Below are 11,957 nucleotides of genomic sequence, written 5' to 3'. Positions count from 1 at the left end.
CGTGAAACTGGGCATCGTAACTGGGATCCCAGGAGTTGGTAAGACAACTATCCTTAATACTATAAAGGAGATTTTATCAAAGGAAAATTCTAAATTTCTAATAATGAATTATGGAGACTATATGTTGAAAACTGCTATGGAGATGAAATACGTTAGTAATAGGGATGAAATGAGGAAATTACCCCTTAACGTACAAAGACAACTCCAGTTGGAGGCCGCTAAGAACATATACAAGGACGCCTCTTCATTGGGAGATGGTTTATCCTTTTTAGATACGCATGCTGTAGTACGTACGCCAGGAGGGTACTTACCCGGTTTACCTAAGCATATAGTAGAGATTCTTCAACCCCAGGTGATATTTCTCATAGAGAGCGACCCAGAGCTTATTCTGAAGAGACAAGAGAACGATAAGACTAGGGCCAGGACCGATTATTCGGATCCAGCGGTAATCAAAGAGACCATGGATTTCGCAAGATATTCGGCTATGGCATCGGCAGTTCTGGTAGGTGCTTCAGTAAAGGTCGTGAAAAATGTAGAGGGAGATCCATCCATAGCAGCGCATCAAATAATTAAATCGCTGGTCTAGGATGATTATTCAAATACTTGAAATTCTGTTTTTTTCGTTTCTTCTGAATTTTGTTCTGTATCTTGTCTACAGATATTATATTTCTAGGAAAATTTCCCAATACTTGTTAGTTTTGGAAGATCTTAACTCTAGAATTAATAAGGTTACCTCAAAGAGGAGGGAAAGGGTATATAGGAAGCTCTCCAAGGATATAAGAAAATATAATAGTGGACTCTACTTTTATTCAATGTTACAATCCTTCGCTCTCCTTGGCTTATATATCTTAGGTTTATTTCTTATTTTTACCATGAGATTTACAGTATATATACCATTCTACATACCAGTTTTAACACAGTCAGTTTCTTCAAGGCACGTAATTCTGGAGGGCCCCATTTTAGTCTATATCATGTCGTTTTTACTTTTTACTCCACTATCCTTACGAAGGCCCAAAGCAAATATAAACTAAACATCTAATGATCTACAAGGGTGATCTCATGAAGCCTTATCAGAGGACATCTTCGTTGAAAAAGGTGTATAGAAGACTACCTTCCTCTAGAACTGGTGTATTGCTGAGGAAAAAGAGACCCAGTGTGGCCAAATGTGCAATATGCAAGAAACCTCTGAGGGGTAGCGTGGGATCAAAGCAGAGGATGTATGGAGGCTTCGTCTGTCATAAATGCCTTCAGAGCCTCATTAAACTGTCAATGAGAGGAATTTCATGATACTTGTGGTTAGTGGGCCTTCGGGTAGCGGGAAAACGACTGTAGCTAAGTCTCTCTCAGTTAAGTATGGACTTAGGTTTGTTTCAGGAGGTCAAATCTTTAGGGAAAAGGCATCCTCGATGGGGATGGATCTGCTTTCATTGAATAAGAAGGCTGAGAAAGACTTTGACATAGACAAGGTTATTGATAAAGAGATATTGAACCAAGCTAAAATGTCCAATGTTGTAATAGAATCGCACATAGCTGGCTGGATATTAGCGGGAGAATCTACAGTAAGTATTTATCTTTGGGCGCCGTTGGACGAAAGAGCTAGGAGGATATCTAAGAGAGATGGAATCTCTTATGAGAATGCACTATTAAGTATTCTAGAGAGAGAACAAAGCCATTATTACAGGTTCTGGAAATATTATGGTATAGACATTCAAGATCTTTCCCTTTACGATCTAGTGATTAACACCTCTAAGCTTTCTCCCGAAAAGGTGTTGGGCCTTATAGAATACTTTTTAGATTCATACATTCAGTTAAGTCCCCGTAAATGATTAGGATTGTAACTTTTGATGGCGGGAGTAGAGTCATTTATACAACAATTGACGACTCAGGTTACGGAAATATCGTGGAGTGTTTTTATACTAGCTTGGGCCATTGGTTGGGCTCTAAGAGGATCACCCATACCTATCTTTAAGGTAAAGAGAACTGGACAGGACTTCATTGAGGATGCGATAATGGCCGCTTTTTGGTTAGCCCTTGGGACCACCGTGTTTGCCCTTATCTCATATATTGCAGGACAATTTTAGGTGACAACAATGAATGTTTTTGAGATTTTGGCAATTTCACAGGATCTTGCTGGCCTAACTTACTTTCTGGGAACCCTCTTAATGGCTGTCCCAATTCCGGTATACGGGGTAAAGAAATGGGGGCCTAGATTAGTAATAGATGGTATATATTCATCGGTACTAGTTAATTTGTACGAGACCTTAATTGCGATTATAGCGCAGTTAGGCAGCTACCTAGGAATAAACTGGAGTTACTATATGAACTGGCTTTATCAGCTTCTTACCGGAGAGCTTCAAGTCTACACTCTACTACGGACCCTTTACACAACCATAACCTCATTTCCTTACGGTGGTATAAATCCCATAGTTGGCCCCCTTAGCCTTTTCCTCTCCATGATATCTGGGTTCATGAGTATTACTGGCACACTGATAGTTATCTCTCAGCTAGTGTATAATTACGTGGGACTAATATTAGCCTTGGGAATTTTACTCATATCAATTCCCTTTAGAGTCGGTAGGTCGATTGGTGGTTCCTTCATAGGGTTTTCCATTGTATTTTACATCGGTTTACCGCTACTTCCCTCATTTCTAAGCGCATTTAATGTGAATGTGCTTCAAAATACTGTGAATTCCGCTGACAACCTTACCGTACTGGCAACTCAGGTGATCCCGGCTTATATAGAAGGCACTATTTTAATGCCATTGGTGTATATTGGCATACTAACTTCGTTATCAATTGGTATTGGATCAGCGATATCGGGGTCCTACTCAAGACTACCTATACCTGTTGACTTCCTATGAGCGTGGAATCATGAAATCAAGAACAATAATGGTATTTCTTTTAATTTATACCTCTATAATCTCTTTTGTTGAGACAAAAAATCCAGGTTTATCTATCATAACCTTGATAATAGCTATAGCTATATTTATCCTTCCAAAAATTACTTCTGCGTCTGCTGATTAGGTTGCTTCTTTTCCTTTTTCACTTCCTTGTTCATGAATATGGTAGTTTTCTGTCTTCCTCCCATTTTGATCTATAACGTTAAAGTTCTTCGGGTTATAAATCTGTTATGGGTTTCCAATTCTTCGATCATACGGCTGACGTGGGAATCAAGGCTTGGGGAAAGACCTTGGAAGAGGCATTTGAGAACTCGGCGTTGGCAGTATTTGAAATAATGACCGATACGTCAAAGATTGAGCCCAAGGTCTCAGTTGACATTGAGGTGGACGGCTATGATCTAGAGAACCTTTTATACAGGTGGATTGAGTCACTTCTATTTTACTATGACGCGGAGTTACTGATATTCGGTAGATTTCAGGTGAAAATAGACGGGCTGAAATTGAAGGCAAAGGCTTTTGGTGAAAGATTTGATGAGACGAAGCATGAAAGGAGAACAGTGGTCAAGGCTATGACATATCACGAAATGTCCATTAAGACGAACGGAAATGTAGAGATAACGTTTGTAGTCGATATTTAAAATTCAAGAAATGCCGCCGCGGGGATTTGAACCCCGGACGACCGGATGTCAAAAACGTTAAATTAATAGGCTTGATTTAACACCTTTGTGTTAAAGGGTTAATTTTCATTCTAATAATATAATTTAGATTAAGTATTAGATGAAAGAATCTACATCGTATGAGACGTTAAACCCTTAAACACCTCAGTTGCTTTGTCATTCTCTTCTATTCTAGTGTATAAATCTTGAACTTCTTGCCATAATATTTTATCTATAACGTGAATATTATTCCCTTTCGATTTTTGAAAATGTTGTTAAAAATAGATTTTTGTCATATTCGAGCTTTTTAGACCAAATAACCAATATACATTAACTTCTGCAGCTGATATTGTTATTATTGTCTCCTAACACTTATTTTTCTCCTCTTTTTCTGAGTGAAGAGACATTCTAAGCTTTTAAATACTAAACAACCAAGCACACTAACATTTCTAGTTCAAAAATTCGTTAATAGAGCATAACAGACAAAGATATAGTTCTGCAAGTTCATATTTAAATTGAGAATATGACTACTCCCATCAAGGTTATGAGGAAATATTACGCGATAGATTACGATAGGAGGATCGTTGCTGAAGCCGATTCCGAAGAGGAGATTGATAAGATCATGGAGAAGAAGGGTTATAAGAAAGGGACTTACGATATTTTAGTCTCCATCAAATATGTAGAGAGTCAATAATGTCTCGCGAGATAGAAGTACCTTTTGTCAAGGTTAATAATACGTATTTACCTTTACTTAAAGTGGAAATGGAGTGTCCAAAACTAGGTAGCGAGTATTTAGTTTAAGCCCTTCCAGATACTGGAAGCAGATTTTCTGTCATTAGAAATGATACGTTCTTAAAGTGTTTTGATGAATCCTCGTTAAAAAAACCGTTTAGTCGATAAAGTTATAATTTCTAATCTGCTCACTACAAAAGAAAGGTATAACATAAAATTTCATTTCGTGGAACTTAATGAGACATTACAGATACCCGTGACATCTTTAGACTTCGTAAACTTAGGTGAGGGTATATATCCCAGCCTAATTTTAGGCAGGGAAGATTTCTTCTCAAGAATAATGATATGCTTCGACAGAAACGTTAGACTAATTATTAAGGCTAACGATCTTTAACTAAATATTTACAAATTTTCTTTAAATGTACAAAGAGTTCTATGCATTATCTTCTTACGTGGAGATTTTGTCTTTATACTCAACACTAATTAATTTTTTTGATGAAACTACGGTATTTGAACATAGCTTTATCCTCTTTAGCCCTCTTATTCATATCTTCGGTATCTGTTAAGGCTGTTAGCATCTCTACGCAGAGTTAAGGACTTCTATTGCGTCTAGTTTTAAATAGTTTTAAATAAAGGAATTGGGCTATTCTTTCAAACTATAACCTAGTTAGGTTAGAATAAAAATAAGTGATGAATAGTGTTAAGGTATTCCATTATAGTTAACTTTTTTTTTAAGTTCTCAATAATCATATGCCTCAGAGTTTAAAGCCTAAGAGTATTAAATTGTTGCATTATGAAGAGAAGAAAGATGATAAAGGAATTTTTAGACAAGGAGTGACATTAATAGAGTATGAAGGACAACCGTCAAAGATAATTCAATGGAGTCAGTTGATAGAGGGTGATCCTTTCGGTGACCACGAGATAACTTATAGGATAAATTACGGTTCTCAGAGTATACTCAGAAGTTTTAAAGCGAAGTATTTAGGAAGGGAAGGAGACAAGCATAGGGTTTTGATTAAGGAAGAAAACTTTATAAATAAATTTAACTAAGGGAAGAATTATGGAGGGGAAGAAGTTATCCTTTTTGAAATGGCTTGGTTTAGCATTGCTGTTTATAGGTTTTCCTACAGCAATAGCGACTGTACTGTCGTTTTCGATCCCTTACTATTTCTTACACAATGTAACGCTAGCTAATACCCTTAGCACAATAATTCCAATAATAGTAATTGTAACTTCAATAGCATATTTTAGGAAATATCTTCAGAGTAGCAATCTTATCACTCCCTTTATGAGGAGGCAATCAATTACAATCTTACCAGATAGCGGCCAGCCGATTGATGAAAAATACATAAAGAGCTTTGAGGTTAATATCAGGTTTGCTAAAGATGAGGAGTATATTAAGCGGTTAGCTATGCTTGGCATGATGTATTTGCAGAACGCTGTAGCTTATGATAACAAGGATCTTTATTTCAGGGCTAAGGAGTACTTATCAAGGGCTGAGCAGGCAATGCAAGGAAAGAGTGTAAGCTTTGAAACTAAGGCACTCGTTGATAACTTAAGGAGTAAAATTGAGACTTACAAGTACCGTTTCGGAGAGAGATAAAGACTTAAACTTATTGATGTTACTCAGATATTATTATTAAATCCTTTTAAGAGAGTGTCAAATGCGTAATTAATATAATTTACTTCGTTAACAGAATTTTTCATAGAAAAGCAAGAATTACAGACTAGCTTGTAAGATAATACTTAATGGGATTACGCCTAGGAGTGGGAGAGCAGAAAGGAGTATGAGAACAAGGGTTTATATGGAATATCTTAATGAGGGATCGACCTTAGCTAATTACGTTATTTGTTGTGTATAATAATTTTTGGAATAACTACTAGAAGAGTATATTTAGACTTCTTCGCAAGAGAATCCTATCCCTTACGTTAATGTTAGTTCTCATATCTCGTCAATAAAAGTAATAATATCTCCTAGTTCCTTTCTAATCCTATCTGGAGCTTGTATAATTTCTTTTTCCTTCTTAAAAAGGGCCTTATCTTTCAAATAATCTGCAGTAGCTATTACATAACAGTCTGGTAAAGCTATCCCATACTTTTTCTTAATTTCTCCCGCTTTTATCACTATTTCGTGGTTAATCTCAGTTACTTTAAGTTTACTTGATAACCATTCAACAAATTCCTTAGCGTAATCGTTAGCATCGTTTAACCCTGCTTCTCTATAAACCCTATAACTTACGTACAACACTTCACTCAACGTAATGGGTGTGACGAAAAGCGAAGTACTACTTTCAATTAACTTCCTGACCTTTTCATGATATTTTCCTGCCTCATTAATATACTCTATTAGAACTCCAGTGTCAACTATCATTAAATATTTCCTCTTCTTTTCTCCTTTCAGCCTCCTCCTCTTCCTCAAGAGCTTGCTCCACTACTTTCGGATCAACTCTTACTATTTTGGGTTTCAAGGGACGTAAAATTAACTCTCTGCCTTTAATTTCACCTAGCAACATATCGTTTTCCTTTATGTCAAGTTTTTCCCTAACGTCTTTAGGTAAGATGACCACACCTTTTTTCCTTAACTTTATTTGATAAACCATATGATATAAGTTAAACCAATGTTTAAAAGGTTTAACTAAGTACCTACTATTGACCGAGAGGAATATTAATACGCGAATAAGATATTTAAAGAGTTACGAGGATAGTTGCTGAAGCTGATTCTGAAGAAGATGTTGATAGGATCATAGAGTATGTCCAACATTTCAGTTATCTATGGTTAGTGCGATGTATTTGTAAAATGCTGTAGCCTGTGACAACAAAGACCTCTACTTGAGGGCTAAGGAGTACTTGGTAAGAGCTGAGGAGGCTATAAAGCGATAGAGTGTCAGCTTTCAGACTAAAACGTTGATAGGCAACCTGATGAATAAGATTGAAACTTACAAACATCGTCTCGGGGAAAGATAAAAGCTTAAACACACACAATTATATTAATTATTATCAATGAACCTTTACTTTTTGGTGCTTATTCTTATCGAGGAAATAATATAAAAAATTGTTAACAGATTTAGTAAATGTGCCGCCGCGGGGATTTGAACCCCGGACAACCCGGTCTCTATACCGAAGTCTTCAGCCGGGTGCTCTCCCGGGCTGAGCTACGGCGGCACGAAACTACTTCTACTAGCCTAAACTTAAAACTTTTGTCCCGCATGGTTCAATGGGGCCCGGCGACACCCGAGGAGTACCCTTATTAGGGTGTCTGTGAATTAGGGTCTCCAGGGGCCCCGACATTGAACGTCTTGTTGGTAAGTGCCAATAGGATTGACAGGATGTTTCTGGATGCATTCAGGGAAAGTTTAGAAAAAAACGGAATTAAATCCTACACTATGATTGAAATAATTCATGTTAGCCTTACGGCCTATGACTGGGACAAGGGTATATTTGACGGAACCAAGGTAATTGAAAAGATAAAATCTAAGATACCGAGGATGCCGAGTACGCTGGTTATTAGTATATTCTCACCTGAAGTGGAATATAATGGCACTTACCCCGAGTGTATGGTTAGGGAAAACCTAGTGTTATTCTCCATTGGAAATCTAATGAGAAGGGGCACGATAAAGGATCCAGTTAGTTACATCAGGGATAACATAAGTAGATTTATTCGAGCCGAGAATTGTATAACCTTAAACTAGATATAAGGCATGAATCGAATCTAGACCCTAAATCGAGCAAGTGTAGCCTCGATTGTAAGAAGACCAGGCACAGTTATTCTCATCTAATCTTGATAAAAAAGAATTTAGTGCGACCGCCGGGATTTGAACCCGGGATCTCTGGCTTGGGAGGCCAGAAGGGGGTGTTATTAACCCCTTCTACCCCTACATTATCTCATGATAAATTGAATGGAGTTGTCCAGATGAACAGCAAACCCACGGCGGACAACAGCACTGAAAAAAATCCATCAGAAATAGAGCTAATTGGATTCTATGAGTACTGCAAAAAACTGATATCCGAAGAGACTTGTAAAACATATGTAAATTATCTAAGGAAGCCAATCAAAATGAATATCAAAAACTCGGTGAAGGCATGGAAGAAATACTATAGATGGAAAGGCTTAGATGAAAGTGCCGAAAAGCTAAAGATACCTAAGAAAGATGGCATCAATTTGTATGTGCCTACGGAAACGGAAATAAGACAGAGTTTGATGAAAGTGAAGGGAACAAAGTTAGAATTGCTATATCGCTTGCTGTTAGAGTCCGGTATAAGGCTCTCGGAGGCGATAAAAGTATTGAGAGAATTCGACCCTCAAAATGACGCCAGAAATAATGAGTTCTTCCTTTATGTATTAAATTGGAGTAGAGGGACAAAGAAGAGCTTTTACGTGTTTCATGTTACTCCACTTCAGAAAATTGACATCAGAGATAGGTATGAAGTTACTGATTTCGCGGAAAGGTATGATATTGTTCCAGCGAAATATGTCCGCAAATTTGTTGCAACTAAGATGGCGGAATTACATATGGAAACCGAAATAATAGACTTCATACAGGGAAGAACTCCCCGCTCAGTCCTATCGAGACATTATCTAAACTTACTGGCCTTAGCGAAAGAGTCCTACAAAAAATATGTTGAGTATCTGAAAGTTCTGTATACAACTGTATAATTGACTCAATGTTAACATTAGTTAACAGAGGTTAACATGCTGTTAGCAACACGTTATCACCAGTTATCAACTTGGGAGTTCAACCTCAATCTCATTATCGCTTATTTTCCGTGCATTCAATTTCCTGAACTTCCTCTTGTGTAGATTTGTCTTTAGTTTATCTAACAGAGGGCAGTCCTCCTCATACATGAAGCAATAGATTGTTCTCAGAGTATCCTCATCAAGATTTGAAAGGATTTCCACAATCCTAGGTATGTCCTCTGGCCTCTCTGCTTTTACTTTTTCTAAGATCTTTTCATAATAATCAGTCAATTGACCTAACCCCCGTTTCCAATTGTTACTTCTTCTTCTTTTTGCCTCCTACTTGAAAGGATCTCTTTCAATTCTTGTAATAATTTCTCTTCAGTTTGTCTACGTTTTTCGATATATCTCTTATAAAAATCATCGGGTAGGTCAACCTTAAACCTATCTATGGCTTTGGCTACAACTTTCGTAGCCAATTCACCTTTACTATTCCTTGCAAATTCTTTGCTATACAGTCTAGCTTCAGCAATCCTTTGCTTTTTCAGATGCCAACCAACACGTATTTGATACCATCCTTTCTCTCGGAGGAAAAAGGCGATATCCTCCGGGCTCGGCGTCGTGAAGAGTATTGCCGTGATTCTTAATCTTGCAAGGGCGTACAACTTATAAAAGACTTTCATGTAGTCCTCATACCACTCATATTTTGACAACCAAATACTGGCGTCATCAAGGATAAGAACGGGGATCCTTCCTCCGGTAGTAATCGCTACTTCTATCCTATCTAACGCCTCTGGCAGTTCAAAGAAATATGACCTCTCTACATCCGCCCATGCCTCATCCTTAGTCTCATATTGATTCAAATACGCGTAAACGTCCCTAGCTACTTTGAAAGCGTAAGTAGTTTTCCCACTTCCTTGTCTTCCAAAGATAACAGCTGATATGAAGCCGTAGCTCTCATATGCATTGACGATTTTCTGCGCCAACCACAACAGATCGGACTTCTCAATCTTCTTCGACGTCACTGTCCTTCCCACCTTGTAAAAGTTGCTTGAACATGCTCTTGTTTACATTTTCCCTTACTTGGCCAGAGCTTACTCTGAATAGTCTGAGTATATCACGCCTACCTCTTCCGCCCTTACTTACCAGATAATATTTGAGCTTAGTCGCAAACTCCTTAAGTTCTGGTACTTCTTCCTCCCCTACCAGTTTAGGAAGATCAGCGAAGAAGTATGCGCCTAGGATAGTAGTTATCTGACCTGAACTGAGGTATAGCATGGTATCGCGGGGTCGGACTAATTCCGTGAGTCCCCGGTTGGTCACGGTATATGGATTCTCTATCTCTTGCATTTCTTCATCTAACGAATCTTTCATGTTCTGCAATTGTTGTATTAGCTGCTCCTCAGCTTCTTTCCCATTTTCCTTTTTCCTCGGCATTCAACTCACCTCGCAGTCACGTTCGAATGAGTCAATGTCGTATTCGTGAAATGCCCTAACAAATGCGATAGGTTCGCATTCGCGATACCGAATCCCACCGCTGCTCCGATTCCTATTCCCATGATAGCACCAATGATCAGCATAGTGTAATCCGGTCCACTGCCGATCCGGGCTAACGCTTCGAAGAACCTAGTCCTTATCATTGAATGCAGAATTTGGGGCGTATTGATACTCTTGACTATCAGCTTCCTGATATTCTCATCTAGGTCGATGTCGAGAGTGTACGGGAAATCCGGGAGCACGAAATGTACCGCCACGAACTTCTTGCCGAAGGGGAACTTAGCCTTCTCGAAGAGGATTGGCTCTGCAGAAACTACCCATGCTTTCCGGATCTTTCGATTCTCTAGCATCAGATAGCCCTGATTTTCCACCAGCTTCACCTTCCTCAGCAGCATGAGTTTGATTCCATCACGATTCACCTGATACATGGCGACGTAATGCTCCGCAGTAAAGATACGGGAATTGATCCACTTCTTCTGTATCTTTATGTTAATGTCTAGCTTTTCCTTCTTGACTTTCTTCTTCTTCTGGGAAAGCTCCTCCTTTAGTTGTTTGAACTGTTGATATTTTAATTCGAATTCTCTCTTCTGGAACGCGGTATAGATATGTTTGTCTGTCCTCAGATCCTGCGGAACTTGCTCGTATATATCCCTCAATTCCTTAAGGTCCTTAGCGTTCCTTAGGGCTTCCTCTATCTGCTTAATCTGTTTCCGATCCCCATACATCCTTCATCACCTCCTTCACGATCCGTTCTAAACGTGATATCATGTCAGAAAGAGTACGCTTCCATGACTGCTTACGAGCTAGTGAGACTATCCCCCGCACATATGGATTCCCTATATATTTCGCAGCCTTTGTCTCTGCCTTCTGTCGCTGCCATACCGATATTTGGCTATGTACATGTATGACGTTCTTAACTAATATTATTCTCTTTCTAGACGATATAGCACGTTTATCCATCATATTCTTTCCTCCTTTACCCAATTCATGAAGAGTGCGAAATTGAACAGGGCAAAGCCGATGGGCAGAAAGGCCAAGTAGAAGTCGCTGGCTGAAAACGTGATATCTGTCATGTTCTGGACGAAGACAAGAAATGCTACCGTCCCCATGATCATTCCTATCAAGTTTAGAAGATAATTCCTAGCAATGATGGCAGCTGCAGGAATCAGTATTCCTAATGTGAAGATTACATCCCCTAACGCACTCATCAAAGAAGGGGAAAAAAGAGATCTTATAAAGGGCTACAGGTTGTAGGCTATTCCCTATCTTTGAATAGCTTATACCCCATAACTGCGGGGACTATCAAGAGGACTAAGATGTAGAATAATGGCACCAATGATACTAGAGTTGCGCCAGTTTGGCCTACATAGCTTGGATTTGCCTGCGTTACCACTGTTCCGTTCGAAAGAGTCTTCTGGATAGTCGGTGTGGTCACGTTGCTTATGTATGTCATAATTGGCCCTAGTAGGACCATTCCGATCACGATGAATAAAAAAA

The 11,957-nt window shown here is 38.7% G+C and carries 19 protein-coding genes, 1 tRNA gene and 2 pseudogenes; 13 read left to right on the top strand and 9 right to left on the bottom strand.

Translation table 11 applies throughout. From position 1 onward, the window contains the following. Position 1: 1 nt before the first annotated feature. From ACI49J_RS11295 to ACI49J_RS11250, 10 genes and pseudogenes are all read left to right on the top strand, one after another. On the top strand, positions 2-586 hold the full coding sequence (locus ACI49J_RS11295) for an adenylate kinase (RefSeq protein ID WP_011921261.1): 585 nt from the start codon (positions 2-4) through the stop codon (positions 584-586). A gap of 473 nt (positions 587-1,059) precedes the next feature. Further along, a complete protein-coding gene (locus tag ACI49J_RS11290) occupies positions 1,060-1,287 on the top strand; it encodes a 50S ribosomal protein L34 (RefSeq protein WP_048060220.1) in 228 nt (75 codons plus the stop codon). Then, on the top strand, positions 1,284-1,826 hold the full coding sequence (cmk, locus tag ACI49J_RS11285; protein ID WP_240255234.1) for a (d)CMP kinase: 543 nt from the start codon (positions 1,284-1,286) through the stop codon (positions 1,824-1,826). Before ACI49J_RS11290 ends, cmk begins: the two co-directional genes overlap by 4 nt. A gap of 18 nt (positions 1,827-1,844) precedes the next feature. Continuing rightward, positions 1,845-2,081, top strand: a complete 237-nt coding sequence (gene cedA1 / locus ACI49J_RS11280; RefSeq protein WP_011921265.1) for a DNA import protein CedA1 — start codon at positions 1,845-1,847, stop codon at positions 2,079-2,081. A 9-nt stretch (positions 2,082-2,090) separates the two neighbouring features. After that, positions 2,091-2,861, top strand: coding sequence for a DNA import protein CedA (gene cedA, locus ACI49J_RS11275; protein WP_011921266.1), 771 nt, complete (start codon positions 2,091-2,093; stop codon positions 2,859-2,861). A 269-nt stretch (positions 2,862-3,130) separates the two neighbouring features. Beyond that, on the top strand, positions 3,131-3,538 hold the full coding sequence (locus tag ACI49J_RS11270) for an archease (protein WP_240255236.1): 408 nt from the start codon (positions 3,131-3,133) through the stop codon (positions 3,536-3,538). 541 nt (positions 3,539-4,079) lie between these two features. Then, on the top strand, positions 4,080-4,250 hold the full coding sequence (locus ACI49J_RS11265) for a hypothetical protein (protein ID WP_318552060.1): 171 nt from the start codon (positions 4,080-4,082) through the stop codon (positions 4,248-4,250). Beyond that, positions 4,250-4,682: pseudogene (locus ACI49J_RS11260) on the top strand (conjugal transfer protein). The gene ACI49J_RS11265 and the pseudogene ACI49J_RS11260 overlap by 1 nt, the downstream one beginning before the upstream one ends. Positions 4,683-5,038: 356 nt before the next feature. Continuing rightward, entirely contained in the window at positions 5,039-5,338 is a 300-nt protein-coding gene (locus ACI49J_RS11255) for a hypothetical protein (protein WP_409366429.1), read from the top strand. 10 nt (positions 5,339-5,348) lie between these two features. Then, complete coding sequence (locus tag ACI49J_RS11250; RefSeq protein WP_218266445.1) at positions 5,349-5,891, top strand: hypothetical protein; 543 nt, start codon at positions 5,349-5,351, stop codon at positions 5,889-5,891. 339 nt (positions 5,892-6,230) lie between these two features. Here the strand turns inward: ACI49J_RS11250 and ACI49J_RS11245 are convergent, their stop codons facing one another. Continuing rightward, positions 6,231-6,659 (bottom strand): PIN domain-containing protein, encoded by a 429-nt coding sequence (locus ACI49J_RS11245; protein ID WP_218267555.1) that lies wholly within the window; start codon positions 6,657-6,659, stop codon positions 6,231-6,233. Beyond that, positions 6,649-6,888, bottom strand: a complete 240-nt coding sequence (locus ACI49J_RS11240; protein WP_218266444.1) for an AbrB/MazE/SpoVT family DNA-binding domain-containing protein — start codon at positions 6,886-6,888, stop codon at positions 6,649-6,651. The genes ACI49J_RS11245 and ACI49J_RS11240 overlap by 11 nt, the downstream gene beginning before the upstream one ends. Positions 6,889-7,054: 166 nt before the next feature. Between ACI49J_RS11240 and ACI49J_RS11235 the strand changes: the two are divergent. After that, positions 7,055-7,252, top strand: a pseudogene (locus ACI49J_RS11235) (hypothetical protein); the annotation flags it as partial. Between the two features lie 110 nt (positions 7,253-7,362). Here ACI49J_RS11235 and ACI49J_RS11230 read toward each other — a convergent pair. Next, positions 7,363-7,450, bottom strand: a tRNA-Phe gene (locus ACI49J_RS11230). Positions 7,451-7,671: 221 nt separating this feature from the next. On the opposite strand from ACI49J_RS11230, the gene ACI49J_RS11225 reads away from it, so the two are divergent. Both ACI49J_RS11225 and ACI49J_RS11220 read left to right on the top strand, forming a co-directional pair. Then, positions 7,672-7,977, top strand: coding sequence for a hypothetical protein (locus ACI49J_RS11225; protein WP_144418718.1), 306 nt, complete (start codon positions 7,672-7,674; stop codon positions 7,975-7,977). A gap of 107 nt (positions 7,978-8,084) precedes the next feature. Then, positions 8,085-8,942 (top strand): integrase, encoded by an 858-nt coding sequence (locus ACI49J_RS11220; protein ID WP_342791565.1) that lies wholly within the window; start codon positions 8,085-8,087, stop codon positions 8,940-8,942. Between the two features lie 66 nt (positions 8,943-9,008). On the opposite strand, the gene ACI49J_RS11215 is transcribed toward ACI49J_RS11220, so the two are convergent. The 6 genes from ACI49J_RS11215 to ACI49J_RS11190 form a co-directional block, all read right to left on the bottom strand. After that, positions 9,009-9,254 carry a hypothetical protein gene (locus tag ACI49J_RS11215; protein WP_318552062.1) on the bottom strand — a complete coding sequence of 82 codons (246 nt, stop codon included), beginning with the start codon at positions 9,252-9,254 and terminating at the stop codon, positions 9,009-9,011. Positions 9,255-9,259: 5 nt separating this feature from the next. Beyond that, positions 9,260-9,988 (bottom strand): hypothetical protein, encoded by a 729-nt coding sequence (locus ACI49J_RS11210; RefSeq protein ID WP_318552063.1) that lies wholly within the window; start codon positions 9,986-9,988, stop codon positions 9,260-9,262. Then, the gene (locus ACI49J_RS11205) at positions 9,969-10,400 is read right to left on the bottom strand and encodes a hypothetical protein (protein ID WP_318552064.1); all 432 of its coding nucleotides are present in this window, start codon (positions 10,398-10,400) and stop codon (positions 9,969-9,971) included. Before ACI49J_RS11205 ends, ACI49J_RS11210 begins: the two co-directional genes overlap by 20 nt. 5 nt (positions 10,401-10,405) lie before the next feature. Then, positions 10,406-11,185, bottom strand: coding sequence for a B277 family protein (locus tag ACI49J_RS11200; RefSeq protein WP_409366428.1), 780 nt, complete (start codon positions 11,183-11,185; stop codon positions 10,406-10,408). A 234-nt stretch (positions 11,186-11,419) separates the two neighbouring features. After that, positions 11,420-11,668 (bottom strand): DUF5493 family protein, encoded by a 249-nt coding sequence (locus ACI49J_RS11195; RefSeq protein ID WP_318552066.1) that lies wholly within the window; start codon positions 11,666-11,668, stop codon positions 11,420-11,422. A 47-nt stretch (positions 11,669-11,715) separates the two neighbouring features. Further along, complete coding sequence (locus tag ACI49J_RS11190; RefSeq protein WP_409366427.1) at positions 11,716-11,934, bottom strand: VP1/VP3 family protein; 219 nt, start codon at positions 11,932-11,934, stop codon at positions 11,716-11,718. Positions 11,935-11,957: the final 23 nt, after the last annotated feature.

It is taken from the genome of Metallosphaera sp. D4-4 (assembly GCF_046245145.1).
Lineage (GTDB): Archaea > Thermoproteota > Thermoprotei_A > Sulfolobales > Sulfolobaceae > Metallosphaera > Metallosphaera sedula.
Note: the sequence above shows the minus strand (reverse complement) of the source record. Positions and strands in the feature narration are given on the sequence as shown.